The sequence below is a fragment of the Bacillus cereus group sp. Bc061 genome (genome assembly GCF_027715825.1).
In the GTDB taxonomy this organism is placed as follows: domain Bacteria; phylum Bacillota; class Bacilli; order Bacillales; family Bacillaceae_G; genus Bacillus_A; species Bacillus_A paranthracis.
In genome coordinates this window covers 738,242-759,767 of record NZ_JAQFTZ010000002.1, presented here as the reverse complement: position 1 = coordinate 759,767, position 21,526 = coordinate 738,242, and the positions used below count along the sequence as shown (strand labels likewise).

The window sequence follows — 21,526 nt, the reverse complement described above, 5'->3', positions numbered from 1 at the left end:
TGGAAAATCTGCTTTTTTTATTACATGTTCTTTTTTAAGTGTTGTAATACTAATTCAGCTACTGGACCACCTGAAGCTGGGTTTTGACCAGTGATAACACGACTATCTTCTAAAGCGAAAGCTTCCCAAGGCTGCGCTGCTTTTTCGTAAATTCCTCCATTTTTAATAAGTTCATCTTCTGTTAAAAATGGAACGAATTGATCTAATTCAGCTAGTTTTTCCTCTTCATTTGAGAAACCTGTTACTTTTTTACCGCTAATTAAACGTTCCCCATTACTTAATGTAATATGAAATAAACCAGCAGCTCCGTGACAAACAGAGGAAACAATTCCGCCATTTTCATAAATGCTACGGCTAATCATTTGGAGTTCTTTATTTTCAGGGAAGTCCCAAATCACACCGTGACCACCTGCGTAATAAATAACAGCATAGTCTTCTGGATTCACCTCACTCGGTTTTATTGTAGAACCGAGGCGATTCATAAATTCTTTCTTTTGATACCATTCCCAATCGATGCTCTCCGCCATTGCTAAACTATGCGGATCAATCGGTGTATAACCACCTTGTGGGCTAACATAATCTACTTCGTAACCAGCTTCTTCAACTTTTTTAACGAAATGAACAGCTTCACCAAGCCAAAGGCCAGTAGCTCGATTTAAATTTGGATATTTTTCAACGCTCGTTAATACAACTAACATTTTTTTCTTCATCATAATCCTCCTGTAATGTTTCTTCCGTATACAAGTTCATTATTTTATTAAGTTAGAAATTGCAAATTTGAATAACCGTGTTAGTCCTCCTTATATCGGATTCGAAATTAGTGTATAACAATTTTTGAAAAAAGTAAACTAAAAACACTAAATTAGTTTACTTTGTATATTTTTCGTTGACAAACTGTAATGCTGAAACTATGATAGTTCCATGAATATCGAACAACGTACATGTTTCGTTTCGAATTCAATTTGTCGCGCGATAAATGTATACATTTGATGAAGTTGTCTAGTGATAATAGAAGAGCTAAACAACTTCATTTTTCGTTTTCAATTACTACAATCAGGAGAGGTGTTACACATGGGGGAAGATATAAACAATCATTCAAAATGGTTTGTTTTCACATTATGTTTTATCGTTTTATTAGGACCGATGAATGCGGTTTTATTTAATGTTGCGTTAGAGGATATTGCTCATGATTTATCTATTAGTCAATCGAAAGTAAGTTGGGTTGTAGTAGGTTATTCTTTAGTTGTCGGTATTGGTTCAATGATATATGGGAAGCTTGCTGATCGTTACAGTGTAAAAAAACTATTAATTATTTCGATTATCATATTTGTAGTGGGTTCTATTATTGGATTTATGAATCAATCTTATGTGATTACCATTCTTGCAAGATTAGTGCAAGCGAGCGGGGGTGCAGCGTTTATTGCGCTTAGTATGATTGCAGTGGCCAAATTAGTTATTCCTCATAAGAAGCCTGGTGCGTTAGCGATGATTAGTTCTTCTATTGCATTAGCAGTAGGTATTGGCCCTTTAGTTGGCGGGGCTATTACAAATACACTAGGGTGGCCATATTTATTTTTATTTATGGTTATTTCAGTAGTGGGGATTTTCTTGCTTATAAAATTTATGCCAGAAGAAATGCAGCATACGGATGAAACGTTTCATTTTGATTATATTGGAGCGGCGTTACTATTTGCATTCATTACGACTGTTTTACTAGGTATCGATATGAATCGTTGGCTATTTGTGTTATCGATAATTTCTTTATTTTTATTCACGGTTCGTATGAAGAAAGCGGAGCATCCATTTATCGATATTGAGTTGTTTTCGAACAAAGCATTTCTTCGTTTAATAACAGTCGGATTTATAATTAATGTGGCGTTATGTGCTAATTTATTATTGTTGCCATTACTGTTAGGAAGAGAGCACGAATTGTCTCCATTTGTTATCGGAATTGTATTATTTGTTGCATCACTCTTTGGTATTGTGTCTAGTTTTATTACTGGAAAGATTGTCCCTTCGTTTGGAAATGTGAATATGATTTATGTAGCGTCTGTCATTATGATTGTTGGCTTTTTAATTTTAGGGTTTATTCCGAATGGAAGTATAGTCGTTATTGTATTGGCGATTATTTTGACATTTATGAGTTATTCTGCCATTCAAGTATCATTGAACACATTTATACCGAAAACATTACATGCAGCTAAAGTTGGAGTCGGTCTTGGCTTATATAATTTAATTAACTTTTTCGGTATGGCATTTGGACCAGCTGTTGCGAGCAAAATTATGGAATCTACAAATAGTTATCGTTTCAATTTTATTTTAATCGTCATGTTAATTTCTGCTCATTTCTTCTTATTAATAGGAATGTCTTCTTTCCAAAAAAAGATGGAGCATTAAAGATGTACTTTATTATAGAAGAAACCGACTTTCATATAGAAGGTCGGTTGTTTTTCTGTCTTGCAAATTATGAAAAAAAGGAGCAAAATAAAAAAGGTCCTAGTCTATACAGGTACAAATGAAAATTTTCATATAGAAGCAGTTTAAGTGAGCGAACTTAAAGTGTGAAAAATATAATGATAAAATAAGATGATGAATGAGAAAACGGGTGATGAAGTTGAATAGAGCAATCGGTGTTATCGATTCAGGAGTTGGCGGTTTAACAGTGGCGAAGGAATTAATTCGTCAGTTGCCGAAAGAGCGCATTATATATTTAGGGGATACAGCACGTTGCCCTTATGGTCCACGTTCTCGAGAAGAAGTGCGTCAATTTACGTGGGAAATGACGGAGCATTTACTAGATTTAAATATCAAAATGTTAGTTATTGCATGTAATACAGCAACTGCAGTTGTATTAGAAGAGATGCAGAAACAATTACCAATTCCAGTGGTAGGAGTTATTCACCCAGGATCACGTACAGCTTTAAAAATGACAAACACGTATCATGTTGGGATTATTGGAACGATTGGAACGGTGAAAAGTGGTGCATACGAAGAAGCGTTAAAGTCTATTAATAATCGTGTTATGGTAGAAAGTTTAGCGTGTCCACCTTTTGTTGAGCTTGTAGAGAGCGGTAATTTCGAAAGTGAAATGGCGTATGAAGTTGTAAGAGAAACGTTGCAACCGCTGAAAAACACTGATATTGATACGCTTATTTTAGGCTGTACACATTATCCAATTTTAGGTCCTGTTATTAAACAAGTAATGGGAGATAAAGTGCAACTCATTAGTTCTGGTGATGAAACGGCACGTGAAGTAAGTACCATTTTATACCATAGTAAAATGTTGAATGAGGGAGAGGAACAAAGTGATCATCTCTTCTTAACAACAGGAAAAATAGGCCTATTTAAAGAAATTGCATCAAAATGGTTCGGTCAACCGATTGAAAATGTAAAACATATTTATTTAGAAAAAGAATAATAATAGAATTCATATAAGTGAACTCCTGAGAAATCAGGAGTTTTTTTGTTTATAGGGAGCACAGCTTGTTCTAAAACATGAAACAGCTCGTATACATAATAGTACAAACTTAGATTTTAGGGGGGAATGGCATGCCTAAATCCACTTTTAAATGGGTTGTTGGTGCTACTGTGAGCGCTGTTTTACTAACAGGGTGTGGCTTTATAAATCAAGAGAAAGCAACGGAGCAAATTGATCCGCCAAAACAAGTTACGTATACAGAGGGTGGAAAGAAAGAAGTATCTAAGAAAGATAAGCAAGGACAAACGGTGAATAGAGAACTATACCTTGTTGATAAAAATGGCTATGTTGTACCGCAAACGTTAGCTATACCTACTCCGAAAGCAAATGAGGTTATTCAGCAAACGTTAGAGTACCTTGTGAAAGATGGACCGGTAACGAATTTGTTACCGAATGGGTTCCGTGCAGTCATTCCGGCGAATACATCGATGACCCTAAACTTGAAAAAAGATGGGACGGCAGTCATTGATTTTTCTAAAGAAATGAAAAACTATGCAAAAGAGGAAGAACGTCAAATCGTTGAATCTATTGCATGGACGTTGACGCAATTTAAAGAAATAAAACAAGTGCAGTTCCAAATAAATGGTGAAAAATTAGCGAAGATGCCTGTTGGTGGTACACCGCTTGGTGAAGGGGTGAGCCGTGCGAACGGTATTAACTTCGATGATGAGCAAGTAGCGGATGTAACAAATACAAAACCAGTAACACTTTATTTTATGGCACAAAATAATAATAAACAGCAATACTACGTACCAGTAACACGCCGCGTTGTAGAAGGAAAAGAAAATGATTATGCAGCAATTGTAGATGAACTTGTAAAAGGGCCGATTCATCAATCTCTTCTGAACGATTTCAATCCAGGAGTTAAGCTCATTACGAATCCGAAATTACAAGATGGAAATCTTACATTAAACTTTAATGAAAATATATTTATAAACCCAGATAAAAATATGATTTCAAATTACGTATTGAAGTCATTAGTTTTATCTTTAACAGAAAAGAAAGGCGTGAAAAGCGTTTCTATTGAAGTAAATGGTAAAGCAAATCTTATAGATGAAAAGGGCGGAAAGTTAATAAAACCTGTAGATCGTCCAGAAAACGTGAATACAGGTAGTTTTTAATCGCCAATAATTTGATATACTTAAGTAAGAAAGGGGAATTGCTTTTTGGGTTCCTCTTCTTTTATTGTATACATATCATACATTTAAATTTGGCTATACTAACAAGTAGTTATGAGGAGGTTATTTTTATGCGAGTAGATGGTAGAGAGAAAACAGAATTACGCCATATACATATTCATACGAATTACTTAAAACATCCAGAAGGATCAGTATTAATTGAGGTTGGGGATACTAAGGTAATTTGCTCAGCGACAATTGAAGAGCGCGTCCCGCCATTTATGCGTGGAGAAGGAAAGGGTTGGGTAACAGCTGAATATGCGATGATTCCACGTGCGACAGAACAACGTACAATTAGGGAGTCAAGTAAAGGGAAAGTAACAGGACGTACAATGGAAATCCAGCGCTTAATTGGACGAGCATTACGTGCGGTAGTTGACTTAGAAGCGCTTGGTGAGAGAACGGTTTGGATTGATTGTGATGTTATTCAAGCGGATGGTGGAACGCGAACTGCTTCTATTACAGGTGCATACGTAGCGATGGTATTAGCGTTTGAGAAGTTATTACAAGCAGAAAAAGTATCTAAAATTCCAGTAAAAGATTATTTAGCAGCAACGTCAGTAGGAATTGTTGAAGAACAAGGTGTTGTTTTAGATTTAAACTATGCAGAAGATTCTAAAGCAGACGTTGATATGAACGTAATTATGACTGGAAAAGGTCAGTTCGTTGAAGTGCAAGGAACTGGAGAAGAAGCGACGTTTAGTAGAGCGCAGTTAAATGAATTACTTGATGCTGCAGAACAAGGCATTTTCCAACTGATTGATATGCAAAAAGAAGCGTTAGGTGACATCGTATCTCATATAGAGTAGAGGTGGAAAAAATGAAACAAGTTGTTGTAGCGACAAAAAATATGGGGAAAGTACGTGAATTTGCTGAGTTATTTGAGCGATTTGATTTAGAAGTGAAATCATTACACGATTTTCCTCATATTGAAGAAGTCGAAGAAACTGGTGAAACATTTGAAGAAAATGCAATCTTAAAAGCGGACAGTTTGAGTAGACAATTGAATGCAATTGTAATTGCGGATGATTCAGGTCTTATTGTAGATGCTTTAAACGGGAAACCAGGCGTGTATTCAGCACGTTTTGCTGGAGAGCCGAAAGATGATCAAGCAAATATTGATAAAGTTTTACAAGAATTAAATGACGTAGCGTTTGAAAAGCGTAAAGCTCGTTTCTACTGTGCATTAGCAGTGGCTTTCCCTGAAGGGGATAAAAAGCCTGTCATTGTAAATGGGACGTGCGAAGGTTTTATTTTAGAACAACGCCGCGGGGAAAACGGTTTTGGATATGATCCGATTTTTTATGTGGAAGAATATAAAAAAGCGATGGCGGAACTAAGTTCAGATGAGAAAAATGCTATTAGTCACCGCGGACGTGCTCTACGTAAGCTAGAAGAAAAAATCCCTGAATGGTTTTTAGGAGAATAAGGGAGAGAGATTGATGAAAGCTTTAATCGTAAGCGATAGTCATAGCTCTGTGAAGGAATTACAGCAGTTAAAAGAGAAGTATGAAGGGAAAGTAGATATCATGATTCATTGCGGTGATTCAGAGCTAACGCCTGCTCATGAAGAGTTGCAAGGTTTCCATGTTGTAAAAGGGAATTGTGATTATGCTAACTTTCAAGACGAAATTGTAACTGATGTAGATGGTGTTCGTTTCATAATTGTGCACGGACATCGTCATAACGTGAAAATGACGTTACAAACATTAGCGTACCATGCTGAAGAGGTAGGGGCGCAAGTTGCATGCTTCGGACACTCTCACGTATTAGGTGCGGAATTAATCGACGGCGTTTTATTTATTAATCCAGGCAGTATTTTATTACCGCGTCAGCGTGTAGAAAAAACATTTGCTTTATTAGAAATGGATGAAAATCAAATGGAAGTTCGTTTTGAAACACTAGACGGACAGCTAGTTGAACAAGCAGTTTTTAAAAGAGGATAAGAAAAATTATCCTCTTTTAAAAAAGGTGTTGACTTTATGTATGGTTATACATATAATAAATATTGTCGATAGGGCAACGGCGCTAACGATTGAAAATAAAATAACATATGCGGGTGTAGTTTAGTGGTAAAACAAGAGCCTTCCAAGCTCTGGTCGAGAGTTCGATTCTCTTCACCCGCTCCATGTCCCAGTAGCTCAGCAGGATAGAGCAACGGCCTTCAAGAAAAATAGGAGCCTTTATAGGGAAACAAGAACCTATAAAGTGGACGACACTATATCGGTGAAGCCTTAACAGTTCGGCTGATGGTAATACCGAGGAAACTTACGATCTTGAAAAAGATTAAGGAGTTTTGAATGATTAAGTAAAACTTAATGGTAAAGACTCTGAAGTATGATGAAAATCATCGTGAGGTTCCGTAGAGACTACACGTGTCGCACCTGAAATGGTGAAGATATAGTCCAGACTACAAACAGTAATTGCTGGTAGCGAAAGCTATGGTGGTAAGCTAAGCCGTCGGTCGGGAGTTCGAATCTCTCCTGGGACGCTAAAAAAACCTTGTTATCTTTTGATAACAAGGTTTTTTGTTTGTCTACAAATTGATGTATGTGCAAAAGGTGTAAAAAATATGACGTAATATATGGTAATTATTATGTGTAACGGATTAAAGTGCATGAAGAAAAGAGCGCCATTTATGCGCCCTATTCCTCTTATTTCATTTCAAGAATCAATAGGTTTATGATGGAACTCAAATCCATATCCAGATTCTCCTAACTGTTCACTTACAATATTATAAAACTTTTTACCGCCCTCGTACGATTGAGCAACCGTTATCGAAACTTATCCCCGTTAGTGTGTTACAATGAATAGAAGCGGAAAACGAGAATCTCCAATTGACTAGACCTGTGATTGGTTAGACAGTTTAAGAAGGTTGTATAAAAAAGGGAGATGGCGCAAAGATGGCGAGATCAAATGAGAACGATTTAACGGAGAAATTGGCAGAAGGTCACCGAAAATATGGTGATGGCAACTTTACAGTACAGAACATCGGTGATGAAACCAACCCGGATTGGACTATCGTAAAAAATGTGAGGAAAGGATCGGCAGGTATTCGAGAAGAGGAAGATATATTAAGACTGCGATCAAAATATATAAAATAGTACGGAAATGGGCGGGTGGAGAGTTCGAACCTCTCCTAGGGCGCTAACAAAACCTTGTTATCTTTTGATAACAAGGTTTTCTGTTTGTTTAAAAATTGATTTTTGATTAAAAATGGAAGATTATCACAATGGAATATGTGATAATAATTATATAGAAAAAATAAAATCGTATTACATATTGCTGATTAAATGGAGTAGTCGACTATTTCTGTAGAATAAGATACGTGATTAAGTTACTTGTTTGATTCGGCTAGAGGTATGGTGCGAGGATCTAGGCCAGAGGATACGAAAAAGAAGTAATAGAAAAGTTGGTGTAGCAAAATTACAATGAAAAAGGGAAAGAAGGATACTATCAATCTAATGACAATTGCATTGCTGATGCTAATAGTTACAGGTATTATAGGAAATTCAATATTAGGTGGGCTTGCGGTAGTGTTAGCAATGGCTGTAGTCGCTACGGTTATTACTGCACGGATTGGCAATTTTATACGAAAGAGGAAAGAAGACTCTTGAAGTTCGATTCAAAGAAGGTAAAGAGAGGAATTATACTGTGATGTTTAATAAGAAAGCATTTAAAAAGTTGTTTTTACTAGGTGCCATGTCTCTATTAACTCTTAGTGCTTGCTCCGCGAAAGAAAAAGCGAACTATGAGCCATATAAGAAACATGAATCTGTTGAAAATGCGCAGAGGGAAGAGGGCACATCTAATTCGGATAGGGGCGAGAAGATTGACGAAGAACCTGCTAAGGACGAGGAGTTACAACAAGTGGAGGAAACGACAAAAGAAGATAAGGAGATTAACGACAGGCGTCCATATTATAAAGATGCGAATAATGATGCACCAACCGTGTCGTTAGAACAGTACGAAGGAATTAAGGTTGGAATGTCTGCGAATAAAGTTAAAGAAATAGCGGGTGCGCCTAGATTTATCGAGAAATATAAGTCGTTTTCTATTTACGGGTATTTAGGTCATGGTGGAGAAGGCACCATGACTATAACGTTTAATCCTGATGGTAGTGTAACGAAGAAAGAGCAAGATGGCCTTAGAAATACTAGGATTCAAGATGCGACAGCTAACGGAGGAAACGAAGGTCGAGTTACAAGCAACCATGAGCGTGATTCTAAACCAGCTACGAAATCTAATGCTAAAATTCCGAACGATTATTGTGGACACGGACATGATGAAACGAAGGAGTTAGCACACGGCTGCGACAAGATTATTGATAGGGAAGCTCATAGAAGGCATATAGAACAACAGGAAAGAGAATATGAGGAACAACAACGTAAAGAAATGGAACAATATGAACTATCTGAAGAAGACAAGATGAGAATCAAAAGACAGGAAAAACGTTGGAATACGCCTAGCGGTGGTATCGGTGGTACGTGGCAAGATGAAATGAAAGAGATGGAAAGTCAGGAATAAAGTAACGTATATTTCATTTGTATATATAATAAGAAATTTAATTTTATTATATATCACTAATCTGAGTAGAAGATTAGTGCGGAAGGAAAGAAATTTTTGCTGGATTGTAATAGAACATAGGTAATAGATGGATCAGGAATTTAACTTTCTCCTGAGATAAAAACCTTGTTATCTTTTGATAACAAGGTTTTTTGTGTATTTTAAATTAGTTATTAATAAACTTCTCAAATACAAAACCATAATCTTTCACATTATATTGTTTCTTCGTATCAACAAGCCAGTTAAAGGCAATCTCATTCATTTCTTTAAACTGCTCTGCTAAATTTACTTGTGCGTTTGAAATACGGCTAAAAGCGTTAGATGCCATATCTAAACTTTTATGTGCATACTGCAATGTAATGTCGTTGTCGTATGAAATTTCTTCGATTTTAAGTAAAGCTTTATATAAATCTTTTAATTCCTCGATATGTTTTTTATGAACATCAATTGAATAATGTTCATCTCCCATTTGAAATTTAATTTCTACATCTAAATCAATCGTTCCCGCAGTTTCAAGCGCTACGTTTTTAATTTGATATTTACTATAGCTAAAGCGGCGTAGTGTACGTTTTTTGCTTGTCGCACTTGTACCATCTAGGTGAAGTAATCCTTTGTTTGTGAAGCAATATTCATCTGATTTCGATTTAATTAGAAAATAAATTTTCTCTCCATCTTCATGCATTACGTAATCATCAGCATCGACCTTGTCATAATCTTTCGGTGTAATTACAGAACCTACATCACTTAACCCTAAAACATCAGCAGCTACTTTTTTGAACATATATAATCCCCCTTGTAAATTAAATTCTTAATTATACAAAAATATATTAACATGGTTTTAACAAAGAGTTTTCTTTTAATGAGAAAATGTTGGGAGGTAAGTTAAGAAAAGGAACGAATATTATTTTGAAAATATGTAAAAAGGTGCTGAGAAAAAGTGTACCATCATACAAAAACAAAAGGAGATTTAGCTGTTTTAAAGGCACAAGTTGATTTGTATGAAAAAGGATATATGATTTTAATACCACAAACAGAGCATTCGCCCTTTGATCTTGTAGTATATAAGGGCGGGGTATTTAAAACGGTGCAAGTGAAATATAGAGAGTTGAATGCAAGAGGGATACTGGAAGTAAGATTCCGATCTAGTTATTCTACAGCAAGCGGAGTCGCTACAAAAGAAGTGAATAAAGAAGAAATAGACGTGTATTGTGTATATTGTCCTCAAACGGATTGTTGTTATTATTTCAATCCGAAATTATTTAGTAAATCTATTAGTTTAAGAGTGGATTCTCCGAAAAATAAACAAGAGAAAAAAGTTAATTTTGCAAGTGATTATAGAGAAATTCCGTGAAAGCACCTCAAGCGATATGGGGTGTTTTTCAATCTCTCTTTGAAATCTTACAATTCTGTAAGGTAACTGTAAGGTAGTTCGATGGTAACAAATTGCTAATCCTCTATAATGAAGGTAACAACGATAAAACGAGGAGGAAGAAATAATGAAGGGATTAATCGTAACGGGTTTAACAGTTGCTTTTGGATTTGTAGCGTATGAGAAATTAACGTATGTAGTTGATGTTGTAAAACATTTAATCGCTTAGAGGAAACTACCATGAGAGGGAAAGGGAATGAGTGAATGAATGGAATGGTTATTTGGAATTATAGGTACTTGTAGTGTAGTGTTATTGTTCTTTGTCCCGAGTGGTATACTTAGTTCGACAACGAGTTTGTTCTTCTTAAGTTTGTTTGCTTGTACGATGCTTATCATTATGTTTTTAATGAAGCGAAGTAAACCAATCTTCTACTTTAGCATGATTGTTATGGCAATTATTGTTCTCCAAATTATTACCCTTGTTATATACCCCACTATTATAAAAGCTTTCCATTAATGATGAATCCTCTGCTTGAATTGCTGAGGGTTTTTATTTGCATATTTTTAATTTTGAGTAGGAATTCACTTGTATTGAAATATAAAAATTAAATATTTCTATATTTCAAACAAAGGGTTTCGGGATGTTGTGTTCTCATTACTCATTTGATATATTTACTTTAAAGATAATTAAAATCTAGAAAAAGAGGCGGACGTATGGATAAAAAAGAAAATACGGTCGTATTGTTTCCGCAACTATCAGAGCGCTATATTGATGAAGGTTTTTTAGCGCTGAAAGAGCGGAAATTCGAAGATGCATTGCGCTGCTTTGAAATATTACGTCAGTATAATGCAGAAACGGAACAAACGGAACTAGCTTCGGTTATTTGTTTGTTAGAATTAAAACATATGGAAGAAGCGAAAGAGAAATGTGAACAGTTACTGGAAACAGGAGCGGTCTTATTTGGTGATATTCTTGAAACGTATGTGACAATTTTAGTTCAAACAAATGATTATGAAGGCGTTATTGAAACTGTTGAAAAAGTTTTGCAAACGAAAGATGTAATGCCTGAGCAAAAGGAAAAATTAGCACAGCTCGCTTTATTTGCAGAAGGTATGTTACATGAAGTAGATACATCACGAGTTGATTCGAATTTTGAGTTAGATGAATTTACTAATGAAATATTTGGAGAAAACTTTGGGCAAAAGCTAAGAGCGATTCAGCAACTTTCGTTAAAAGACTTGGATCTTGCATTACCTATTTTAAAGAAATTTTTAATAGACGAAAAACAGCACCCTTATTTGAAAACTTCTATTTTATATAAAATGATAGAAAATCAAATAGAAGAAGAGATAGAGGTAGAAAAGTTTGGGAATACGATCAAGGTAATTCCGGCATTTACAGGTCATAATGAGGAGCAATCCGATAACATTATACATAGATTATCAAGTCGATTAGAGCAAAATTATCCTGATATATTTGATGCGATGGTTACATATTGGAAAGAATTGCAAATTAGCATTTTCCCATTCGCTCTATTAATGGATAAAGTGGAGATTTGGGCTGCTGTTTTAGAGAGAATTGGTAGAAAGCGTTTCGGGTTGACTATTGATGAAGAAGAGCTTATGACAGCGTATAATATTGAATTAGAAGAGTTTCATATTGCCTATCAATGGTTATTACGTGTCGAAAGAGAAGGATATTTGCCCGTATAATTATGAAAAAGAATCGTTCGGTTCTTGAAACGAGCATATTCTATGTTATAATGTAAGGGTTGCAAAAGGCAGAAATCTGCCTGTTTGTAAGAGAAGAGAAGTGTAATTCTCTTACTTAATATGTTTCATATTATTCTCGAACAAAATATACCGTAGTTGTCTTTTAGGCAATTAGTAGATTGGAACATTATATCTGAAAGCTTTTGCTAGAGGATTATTTGTACTTTTGTTATTTCAAAAAAGAGATAATGAAGATCTTAATCTATAGAGGTATGTGCATACATTATTATAGTTGGAGGGAAAGAATAAATGGCTGCAAAATGGGAAAAATTAGAAGGTAACGTAGGCGTTTTAACAATCGAAGTTGATGCTAAAGAAGTAAACAACTCTATCGACGCTGCGTTCAAAAAAGTAGTAAAAACAATCAACGTACCAGGTTTCCGTAAAGGAAAAATGCCTCGTCCGTTATTCGAACAACGCTTTGGTGTTGAATCTTTATACCAAGATGCTTTAGATATCATCTTACCAAAAGCATACGGTGAAGCAATCGATGAAGCTGGTATCTTCCCAGTTGCTCATCCTGAAATCGACATTGAGAAGTTCGAAAAAAATGCTAACCTTATCTTCACTGCAAAAGTTACAGTGAAACCTGAAGTTAAATTAGGTGAGTACAAAGGTTTAGCAGTAGAAAAAGTTGAAACAACTGTAACTGACGAAGATGTAGAGAACGAATTAAAATCTTTACAAGAGCGTCAAGCTGAGCTAGTTGTTAAAGAAGAAGGAACTGTTGAAAACGGTGATACAGCTGTAATCGACTTCGAAGGTTTCGTTGATGGCGAAGCATTTGAAGGCGGAAAAGGCGAAAACTACTCTCTAGCAATCGGTTCTGGTACATTCATCCCAGGTTTCGAAGAGCAATTAATTGGTCTTAAATCTGGTGAGTCTAAAGACGTTGAAGTATCATTCCCAGAAGAGTACCATGCTGCTGAATTAGCTGGCAAACCAGCAACATTCAAAGTAACAGTTCACGAAATCAAAACAAAAGAACTTCCTGAGTTAAACGACGAGTTCGCTAAAGAAGCTGACGAAGCGGTTGCAACTCTTGATGAATTAAAAGCAAAACTTCGCACAAACTTAGAAGAAGGCAAAAAGCACGAAGCTGAGCACAAAGTACGTGACGAAGTAGTAGAATTAGCTGCTGCTAACGCTGAAATCGACATTCCAGAAGCTATGATCGACACTGAGTTAGATCGTATGGTTCGTGAATTCGAGCAACGTTTAAGCCAACAAGGTATGAACCTTGAGCTTTACTACCAATTCACAGGTACTGATGCTGACAAGTTAAAAGAGCAAATGAAAGAAGACGCTCAAAAACGCGTAAGAATCAACCTTGTTCTTGAAGCTATCATTGAAGCTGAAAACATCGAAGTTACTGAAGAAGAAGTAACTGCAGAAGTTGAAAAAATGGCTGAAATGTACGGTATGCCAGTAGACGCTATCAAGCAAGCTCTTGGAAGCGTAGACGCTTTAGCTGAAGATCTTAAAGTTCGTAAAGCTGTAGACTTCTTAGTAGAAAACGCTGCATAATAAAATAACAAGGCGCGATTTTAATCGTGCCTTGTTTTATAAATATAGAAATATATTTATAAAACTTTTCGATGAAGAAGGAAAACTTCCTTAATAAGTCGAATATACATATTTCAAAAGTTTTAAAAACTTTTTATTTGTACATAACTAGTCATATTATTTGTATTTCTCGCCACGTAGTGACATAATATGTATTTACATACGATACATTTATCGTGTACATACGAAGGCAAGAGGTTAGCACTTTGTAAGGGGTGTGAAAATATGTTTAAATTTAATGATGAAAAAGGGCAATTAAAATGTTCTTTCTGTGGTAAAACACAAACGCAAGTCCGAAAGTTAGTTGCAGGTCCAGGTGTTTACATTTGTGACGAGTGTATCGAACTTTGTACTGAAATTGTACAAGAGGAGCTTGCGAAAGACGAAGAAGTAGAATTCAAAGATGTACCGAAACCGGTAGAAATTCGTGAAATTTTAGATGAGTATGTCATCGGACAAGATAACGCGAAAAAAGCACTAGCGGTAGCGGTATATAACCATTACAAACGCATTAATTCTAACAGCAAAATTGATGATGTAGAATTAGCGAAGAGTAATATCGCACTTATCGGGCCAACAGGTAGTGGTAAAACATTACTGGCACAAACGTTAGCGCGTATTTTAAATGTTCCATTTGCAATCGCGGACGCAACATCTTTAACTGAAGCTGGGTACGTTGGGGAAGATGTAGAAAACATCTTACTTAAATTAATCCAAGCAGCTGATTATGATGTAGAGAAAGCGGAAAAAGGAATCATTTATATTGATGAGATTGATAAAGTGGCACGTAAGTCCGAAAATCCATCAATTACACGTGATGTATCTGGTGAAGGTGTGCAGCAGGCACTTCTGAAAATTTTAGAAGGTACTGTAGCAAGCGTTCCACCTCAAGGTGGCCGTAAGCATCCGCATCAAGAGTTTATTCAAATTGATACAACGAATATCTTATTCATCTGTGGTGGAGCGTTTGATGGCATCGAGCCAATTATTAAACGTCGTCTTGGTGAAAAAGTAATTGGATTTGGTTCTGAGAAGAAAAATGCTGATGTAAATGAGAAGCATGTTTTATCTCACGTATTACCAGAGGACCTTTTAAGATTTGGTTTAATTCCAGAGTTTATCGGTCGTCTTCCAGTTATTGCGAACCTAGAGCCGCTTGATGAAGATGCTCTTGTTGATATTTTAACGAAACCGAAAAATGCACTTGTTAAGCAATTCCAAAAACTATTGGAGCTTGACGATGTTGAGTTAGAGTTTGAAGAAGGCGCACTAATTGAGATTGCGAAAAAAGCAATTGAACGTAAAACAGGTGCTCGTGGACTTCGTTCTATTATTGAAGGCTTAATGCTTGAGGTAATGTTCGAGCTACCATCTCGCAAAGATATCGAGAAGTGTATTCTTACAAAAGAAACAGTAGCTGATAATGCAGCACCAAAATTGGTGTTACAAGACGGTACTGTACTTGATACAAAAACATCTGCATAATGCGAAGGAGAAACAGCAATTTTTATAATTGCTGTTTTTCTTTATGTTTAGCTATGTTCCTCCGCGGAAATACTAAGAGATAAAACATTGCGGGAGGAAATAAATGATGAGCTGGACAAATATATTTTTACTTGTTCAACTTGTTTTTGGTGTAATTGTCGGATTGTATTTTTGGCATTTACTTCGAAATCAGCGAACACAAAAAGTTTCAATTGATCGAGAATCGAAAAAAGAATTAGAACAGCTTCGTAAAATGCGCGAGATTTCTTTAACAGAGCCGCTTGCGGAAAAGGTGCGTCCTACATCCTTTTTAGATATTGTAGGGCAAGAGGACGGGATTAAGTCGTTAAAAGCGGCTCTTTGTGGTCCGAACCCGCAACATGTGATTATATATGGTCCGCCAGGTGTCGGAAAGACAGCGGCAGCACGTCTCGTATTAGAAGAAGCGAAACGAAATCCAAAATCTCCATTTCGCACAAATGCAACATTTATTGAACTGGATGCGACGACAGCTCGGTTTGATGAACGTGGTATTGCAGACCCTTTAATTGGTTCGGTGCATGATCCAATTTATCAAGGTGCTGGTGCGATGGGGCAAGCAGGTATTCCGCAACCAAAAAAAGGTGCGGTAACAGATGCTCACGGTGGTATTTTGTTTATTGATGAGATAGGTGAATTACATCCGATTCAAATGAACAAAATGTTAAAGGTGCTAGAAGATCGGAAAGTGTTTTTGGAAAGTGCATACTACAGTGAAGAGAATACGATGATTCCAACGTATATACATGACATTTTTCAAAAAGGTTTACCAGCCGATTTTCGCTTAGTTGGGGCGACGACACGTTCGCCAGATGAGATACCTCCTGCTATTCGGTCGCGCTGTTTAGAAGTGTTCTTCCGTGAGTTAGATACAGAAGAAATTCAAAAAGTAGCGAAGAATGCGGCTGACAAAGTGGAAATGCAAATCGGTGAAAATGGTATTGAAATGATCGGGATGTATGCAAGAAATGGGCGAGAAGCGATTAATCTTGTACAAATTTCTGCTGGAATGGCAATAAATGAAGAACGTCCTTTCATTAAAGATGAAGATATAGAGTGGGTTGTTCACTCTAGTCAACTTACACCGAAGTATGAAAAACGCATTTACCCTATTCCGAGAATCGGTCTTGTAAATGGACTTGCTGTATACGGACCAAATACAGGTGCGTTATTAGAAATTGAAGTAACAGCAATCAAGGCGAAAGATAAAGGATCGGTAAATGTTACCGGAATTGTTGAAGAGGAAAGTATTGGTAGTCAAACGAAATCCATTCGTCGTAAAAGTATGGCGAAAGGTTCTGTAGATAATGTATTAACAGTGCTTCGATCTCTAGATGTATTGCCAGAAGGGTACGATATACATATTAATTTTCCAGGTGGTATCCCGATTGATGGGCCTTCGGCGGGAATTGCTATGGCAACAGGTGTGTATTCAGCAGTGCATCATACGTATGTGAATAATGAAGTAGCGATGACTGGTGAGATAAGTATACACGGGGAAGTGAAACCTATCGGTGGTGTGTACGCAAAAATAAAAGCTGCGAAAAAGGCAGGAGCTAAGAAAGTTATCATTCCTGCTGAAAACATGCAACCATTTTTGTATACAATAAAAGGAATTGAAATTATTCCTGTTCGGAAGTTGAAGGAAGTATTTGAGCTAACGTTTATACAGGAAAATATACATCGAGAGCTCGATGTACATACTACGATAGACGAAACAGATGCACAATCAATGTGAGAATGAACGATAATAGTATTTGCCAGACTTCGTTTAAGTTTGTATGCTTAAGCGGAGTCTTTTTTCTTTTATAAGGGAGAAAAAACGAGGGATTTACAGTTGCGGAGAATCTCTGCAATTGCATCTAGATGTATTGTAATATAAAATAGTTGAACAGGAGTTTAATTTATTATGGAGGTGCTATGTCTAGTATGAATACGAATGAAAGAATCGTGCCCCTCCTACCATTAAGAGGCGTTCTCGTATATCCAACGATGGTTCTGCATCTTGATGTAGGACGTGATAAATCGATACAAGCACTAGAGCAGGCGGCAATGGATGAAAATATCATCTTTTTAGCAATGCAAAAAGAAATGAATATCGATGATCCGAAAGAAGATGACATATATAGTGTAGGTACAGTGGCGAAAGTGAAGCAAATGTTAAAATTGCCGAACGGTACGCTTCGTGTCCTTGTAGAAGGTTTACATAGAGCAGAAGTAGTAGAGTTTATCGAAGAAGAAAATGTAGTGCAAGTTTCTATTAAAACGATAACGGAAGAAGTGGAAGCTGATTTAGAAGAGAAAGCTCTTATGCGCACATTACTGGAGCATTTCGAACAATATATTAAAGTTTCGAAAAAAGTTTCAAATGAAACATTTGCAACGGTAGCTGATGTAGAAGAGCCAGGAAGATTAGCGGATTTAATTGCTTCTCACTTGCCAATTAAAACGAAGCAGAAACAAGAGATTTTAGAAATCATATCTGTGAAAGAACGATTACATACACTTATTTCAATTATTCAAGATGAACAAGAATTACTTAGTTTAGAAAAGAAAATTGGACAAAAAGTGAAACGTTCAATGGAGCGCACGCAAAAAGAATATTTTTTACGTGAGCAAATGAAGGCGATTCAAACTGAACTTGGCGATAAAGAAGGTAAGGGCGGGGAAGTTGAAGAACTTCGTGAGAAAATTGAACAGTCAGGAATGCCTGAAGAAACAATGAAGGCCGCACTGAAAGAATTAGATCGTTATGAAAAGTTACCAGCAAGTTCTGCGGAGAGCGGTGTTATTCGCAATTATATCGATTGGTTATTAGCACTTCCGTGGACAGAGGCAACAGAAGATATGATTGATCTTGCTCATTCTGAAGAGATTTTAAACAAAGATCATTACGGTCTTGAGAAAGTGAAAGAGCGCGTACTTGAATATTTAGCGGTACAGAAGTTAACGAATTCATTAAAAGGGCCTATCCTTTGTTTAGTAGGACCACCTGGGGTCGGAAAAACTTCGTTAGCGCGTTCTATTGCAACATCATTAAATCGTAATTTTGTCCGTGTATCCCTTGGTGGTGTGCGTGATGAATCTGAAATTCGTGGTCACCGTCGTACGTACGTTGGAGCAATGCCAGGACGTATTATTCAAGGTATGAAAAAGGCGAAATCAGTTAATCCAGTCTTCTTATTAGATGAAATTGATAAAATGTCTAACGATTTCCGTGGAGATCCTTCAGCAGCATTACTTGAAGTGTTAGACCCAGAACAAAACCATAACTTCAGTGATCATTATATTGAAGAACCATATGATCTATCGAAAGTTATGTTTGTAGCAACTGCGAATACACTTTCCAGTATTCCAGGTCCGTTGCTTGACCGTATGGAAATTATTTCGATTGCTGGCTATACAGAGCTTGAAAAGGTTCACATTGCTCGTGAACATTTATTGCCGAAACAATTAAAAGAGCATGGCTTACGAAAAGGTAATTTACAAGTACGTGATGAAGCGCTTCTTGAAATTATCCGCTATTATACACGTGAGGCTGGTGTTCGTACATTAGAGCGCCAAATTGCAAAGGTTTGTCGTAAAGCAGCAAAGATTATCGTTACAGCAGAACGCAAGCGTATTGTAGTAACAGAGAAAAACGTTGTTGATTTACTTGGTAAGCACATATTCCGTTATGGGCAAGCTGAAAAAACAGACCAAGTTGGTATGGCGACAGGTTTAGCGTATACGGCAGCAGGTGGCGATACACTGGCGATTGAAGTGTCCGTAGCGCCAGGTAAAGGGAAATTAATTTTAACAGGGAAACTTGGGGATGTTATGAAAGAATCCGCACAAGCAGCGTTTAGCTATATTCGTTCTCGTGCAGAAGAGCTTCAGATTGATCCTGATTTCCATGAGAAAAATGATATTCATATTCATGTTCCAGAAGGAGCAGTTCCAAAGGATGGACCGTCAGCAGGTATTACGATGGCAACGGCACTTATTTCTGCGCTAACAGGTATTCCTGTAAGTAAAGAAGTGGGGATGACAGGTGAAATTACACTTCGTGGTCGTGTATTACCGATTGGTGGTTTAAAAGAAAAAACATTAAGTGCTCACCGCGCAGGTTTAACAAAGATTATTTTACCGGCGGAAAATGAGAAAGATTTAGATGATATTCCAGAGAGCGTAAAAGAAAACCTTACGTTTGTGCTTGCATCTCATTTAGATGAAGTATTGGAGCACGCATTAGTAGGAGTGAAACAATGAAAGTAACAAAAGCAGACATTGTAATTAGTGCTGTTAAACCAGAACAATATCCAGACGGTGACTTACCAGAAATTGCATTAGCAGGTCGTTCAAATGTCGGGAAGTCTTCCTTTATTAATAAAATTTTAAATCGTAAAAAGTTAGTACGTATTTCTTCTAAACCAGGAAAAACACAAACATTAAACTTCTTCTTAATTAATGAGATGATGCACTTTGTGGACGTTCCAGGTTACGGATATGCAAAAGTATCTAAAACAGAGCGCGCGGCTTGGGGTAAAATGATTGAAACGTATTTTACAACACGTGAGCAATTAGATGCAGCTGTATTAGTAGTTGATTTACGTCACAAACCAACAAATGATGATGTAATGATGTATGATTTCTTAAAGCATTATGACATTCCAACCATTATTATTGCAACGAAAGCCGATAAAATTCCGAAAGGGAAATGGCAAAAGCATTTAAAAGTTGTAAAAGAAACGCTTGATATTGAAAGTGGCGATGAAGTCGTTCTATTCTCTTCTGAAACAGGACTTGGGAAAGAAGAAGCATGGAAAGCAATTCATAAATTTACAAAAACAAAAAACGCGTGACGAATGTCGCGCGTTTTTTTCTTTATACACTTTTAGCGTACGTTTAATGTAACCTCAATATTTCCTCGTGTTGCTTTAGAGTAAGGACATACACCGTGAGCGGCTTCTACAAGTTCTTGTGCTTCGCTATGTGAAACGCCAGCGACATGTACATCAAGTACAGCAGATAGGCCGAAACCACCATCTGTATCTTTTCCGATAGAAACGTGAGCAGTTACTTCTGTACTTTCTACTTTCACACGTTTCGTACGAATGACAAGTTGTAATGCACTATCAAAACAAGCAGCGTAACCAGCAGCAAATAGTTGTTCTGGATTTGTTGCCTCTCCGCCTGCACCACCTAGTGCTTTCGGCATTTTCACATCAAGATTTAATATGCCATCATCTGATACTACTTTTCCATTTCTTCCACCTGTAGCAGTTACTGAAGCAGTATATAATTTATCCATGTTTATTCCCCTTTTCTATCATTAATTGTTTTCATTGTTTCAATTAGTTTATTTAATTGAATTAATAAAGAACGATATTCTTGTTCTGTAATTCCTAAATTTGTTGCCATCGTTGTCGGCAATGAACAAGCCTTATCTTGTAAATCTTTTCCTTGTTCTGTTAATTCAATACACACTTTTCGCTCATCTTCTTTGGAACGAACGCGTTTTACAAGGTTTAATGATTCCATTCGTTTTAACATAGGTGTTAACGTACCGGAATCTAAAAATAGACGTTCTCCAATTTCTTTTACTGTTAATCCATCTTGCTCCCATAGTACGAGTAAAGTAATGTACTGTGGATACGTAATGCCCATTTCTTCTAAATATGGTCGGTAAAAGCGTGTAACCTCTCTAGAACAAGCATAAATAGAAAAACAAAGTTGATTATCTAGATGCAAAGAATCTTCTGTCATGAATGACTCCTTTCTAATTAAGTTGTGCACAATTTAATTTTGTAAAATCAATATAACGAAAAAGAAATACAATGTCAAATACATTGTATTGAGAAAGTTTGTGCTACAATTTGGAACAATCATACATATTTTCCTTCATGATGAAAGAAGATAGGAAAGATGATGTTATAATTTATATGGAATAGTTTCCATCACTTGATTATGAGGGCTTTTTTTGGTAACGTACAAATAGAGTTATTAATTTATAATCATTATAAAGTAGAAAAATTTTATTCATTTTACTGAATCTCCTTTCTTACATATGGAGAATAAATAAAAAAATAA

The 21,526-nt window shown here is 36.4% G+C and carries 21 protein-coding genes, 1 tRNA gene and 1 pseudogene; 18 read left to right on the top strand and 5 right to left on the bottom strand.

All coding sequences use genetic code 11. The features are described 5' to 3' along the window. Positions 1 to 20: 20 nt before the first annotated feature. Entirely contained in the window at positions 21 to 710 is a 690-nt protein-coding gene (locus PDQ40_RS13305; RefSeq protein WP_214328325.1) for a type 1 glutamine amidotransferase domain-containing protein, read from the bottom strand. A 361-nt stretch (positions 711 to 1,071) separates the two neighbouring features. On the opposite strand from PDQ40_RS13305, the gene PDQ40_RS13300 reads away from it, so the two are divergent. The 7 genes from PDQ40_RS13300 to PDQ40_RS13270 all read left to right on the top strand — a co-directional run bounded on the left by PDQ40_RS13300 (position 1,072) and on the right by PDQ40_RS13270 (position 6,785). Then, positions 1,072 to 2,397 (top strand): MFS transporter, encoded by a 1,326-nt coding sequence (locus tag PDQ40_RS13300; RefSeq protein WP_270691450.1) that lies wholly within the window; start codon positions 1,072 to 1,074, stop codon positions 2,395 to 2,397. A 211-nt stretch (positions 2,398 to 2,608) separates the two neighbouring features. Next, a complete protein-coding gene (gene racE / locus PDQ40_RS13295; RefSeq protein WP_000773996.1) occupies positions 2,609 to 3,418 on the top strand; it encodes a glutamate racemase in 810 nt (269 codons plus the stop codon). A 131-nt stretch (positions 3,419 to 3,549) separates the two neighbouring features. Continuing rightward, a complete protein-coding gene (gene gerM, locus PDQ40_RS13290) occupies positions 3,550 to 4,599 on the top strand; it encodes a spore germination protein GerM (protein ID WP_001126762.1) in 1,050 nt (349 codons plus the stop codon). A 128-nt stretch (positions 4,600 to 4,727) separates the two neighbouring features. Then, positions 4,728 to 5,465 carry a ribonuclease PH gene (gene rph / locus PDQ40_RS13285; protein WP_001261765.1) on the top strand — a complete coding sequence of 246 codons (738 nt, stop codon included), beginning with the start codon at positions 4,728 to 4,730 and terminating at the stop codon, positions 5,463 to 5,465. 11 nt (positions 5,466 to 5,476) lie between these two features. Continuing rightward, positions 5,477 to 6,085: an XTP/dITP diphosphatase gene (locus PDQ40_RS13280; protein ID WP_000815935.1), complete on the top strand. Its 609-nt coding sequence runs from the start codon at positions 5,477 to 5,479 to the stop codon at positions 6,083 to 6,085. Positions 6,086 to 6,098: 13 nt separating this feature from the next. Next, a complete protein-coding gene (locus tag PDQ40_RS13275; RefSeq protein ID WP_214328323.1) occupies positions 6,099 to 6,602 on the top strand; it encodes a metallophosphoesterase in 504 nt (167 codons plus the stop codon). 109 nt (positions 6,603 to 6,711) lie between these two features. Next, positions 6,712 to 6,785: transfer RNA gene (locus PDQ40_RS13270), tRNA-Gly, on the top strand. 535 nt (positions 6,786 to 7,320) lie between these two features. Here PDQ40_RS13270 and PDQ40_RS28215 read toward each other — a convergent pair. Then, a pseudogene (locus tag PDQ40_RS28215) lies at positions 7,321 to 7,407 on the bottom strand (DUF6572 domain-containing protein); the annotation flags it as partial. A 152-nt stretch (positions 7,408 to 7,559) separates the two neighbouring features. Here PDQ40_RS28215 and PDQ40_RS13265 point away from each other — a divergent pair. The 3 genes from PDQ40_RS13265 to PDQ40_RS13255 all read left to right on the top strand — a co-directional run bounded on the left by PDQ40_RS13265 (position 7,560) and on the right by PDQ40_RS13255 (position 9,183). Further along, entirely contained in the window at positions 7,560 to 7,760 is a 201-nt protein-coding gene (locus tag PDQ40_RS13265; protein ID WP_000124456.1) for a hypothetical protein, read from the top strand. A gap of 327 nt (positions 7,761 to 8,087) precedes the next feature. Continuing rightward, on the top strand, positions 8,088 to 8,273 hold the full coding sequence (locus PDQ40_RS13260; RefSeq protein ID WP_000715456.1) for a hypothetical protein: 186 nt from the start codon (positions 8,088 to 8,090) through the stop codon (positions 8,271 to 8,273). A 40-nt stretch (positions 8,274 to 8,313) separates the two neighbouring features. Continuing rightward, positions 8,314 to 9,183: a hypothetical protein gene (locus tag PDQ40_RS13255; RefSeq protein WP_002170163.1), complete on the top strand. Its 870-nt coding sequence runs from the start codon at positions 8,314 to 8,316 to the stop codon at positions 9,181 to 9,183. A gap of 205 nt (positions 9,184 to 9,388) precedes the next feature. On the opposite strand, the gene PDQ40_RS13250 is transcribed toward PDQ40_RS13255, so the two are convergent. Beyond that, positions 9,389 to 10,003, bottom strand: a complete 615-nt coding sequence (locus PDQ40_RS13250) for a PH domain-containing protein (RefSeq protein ID WP_000475206.1) — start codon at positions 10,001 to 10,003, stop codon at positions 9,389 to 9,391. Between the two features lie 156 nt (positions 10,004 to 10,159). On the opposite strand from PDQ40_RS13250, the gene PDQ40_RS13245 reads away from it, so the two are divergent. The 8 genes from PDQ40_RS13245 (at position 10,160) to ysxC (ending at position 20,298) form a co-directional block, all read left to right on the top strand. Then, positions 10,160 to 10,573, top strand: coding sequence for a group I intron-associated PD-(D/E)XK endonuclease (locus PDQ40_RS13245; protein WP_000274736.1), 414 nt, complete (start codon positions 10,160 to 10,162; stop codon positions 10,571 to 10,573). 286 nt (positions 10,574 to 10,859) lie between these two features. Further along, entirely contained in the window at positions 10,860 to 11,108 is a 249-nt protein-coding gene (locus PDQ40_RS13240) for a hypothetical protein (RefSeq protein WP_001983650.1), read from the top strand. 197 nt (positions 11,109 to 11,305) lie between these two features. Next, a complete protein-coding gene (locus PDQ40_RS13235) occupies positions 11,306 to 12,304 on the top strand; it encodes a hypothetical protein (RefSeq protein WP_000358268.1) in 999 nt (332 codons plus the stop codon). 309 nt (positions 12,305 to 12,613) lie between these two features. After that, a complete protein-coding gene (gene tig / locus PDQ40_RS13230; RefSeq protein WP_000729258.1) occupies positions 12,614 to 13,891 on the top strand; it encodes a trigger factor in 1,278 nt (425 codons plus the stop codon). Positions 13,892 to 14,155: 264 nt separating this feature from the next. Further along, on the top strand, positions 14,156 to 15,415 hold the full coding sequence (gene clpX / locus PDQ40_RS13225; protein ID WP_000472282.1) for an ATP-dependent protease ATP-binding subunit ClpX: 1,260 nt from the start codon (positions 14,156 to 14,158) through the stop codon (positions 15,413 to 15,415). A 106-nt stretch (positions 15,416 to 15,521) separates the two neighbouring features. Continuing rightward, positions 15,522 to 17,192, top strand: a complete 1,671-nt coding sequence (lonB, locus tag PDQ40_RS13220) for an ATP-dependent protease LonB (RefSeq protein WP_029141203.1) — start codon at positions 15,522 to 15,524, stop codon at positions 17,190 to 17,192. A gap of 182 nt (positions 17,193 to 17,374) precedes the next feature. After that, positions 17,375 to 19,705 (top strand): endopeptidase La, encoded by a 2,331-nt coding sequence (gene lon / locus PDQ40_RS13215; protein ID WP_000097293.1) that lies wholly within the window; start codon positions 17,375 to 17,377, stop codon positions 19,703 to 19,705. Beyond that, positions 19,702 to 20,298, top strand: a complete 597-nt coding sequence (ysxC, locus tag PDQ40_RS13210; protein WP_000869113.1) for a ribosome biogenesis GTP-binding protein YsxC — start codon at positions 19,702 to 19,704, stop codon at positions 20,296 to 20,298. Before lon ends, ysxC begins: the two co-directional genes overlap by 4 nt. Positions 20,299 to 20,330: 32 nt before the next feature. Here ysxC and PDQ40_RS13205 read toward each other — a convergent pair whose 3' ends face one another. Together PDQ40_RS13205 and PDQ40_RS13200 are read right to left on the bottom strand one after the other, a co-directional pair. After that, positions 20,331 to 20,747: an organic hydroperoxide resistance protein gene (locus PDQ40_RS13205; RefSeq protein ID WP_000359781.1), complete on the bottom strand. Its 417-nt coding sequence runs from the start codon at positions 20,745 to 20,747 to the stop codon at positions 20,331 to 20,333. 2 nt (positions 20,748 to 20,749) lie between these two features. Next, positions 20,750 to 21,202 (bottom strand): MarR family winged helix-turn-helix transcriptional regulator, encoded by a 453-nt coding sequence (locus PDQ40_RS13200; RefSeq protein ID WP_000133920.1) that lies wholly within the window; start codon positions 21,200 to 21,202, stop codon positions 20,750 to 20,752. Between the last annotated feature and the right edge of the window lie 324 nt (positions 21,203 to 21,526).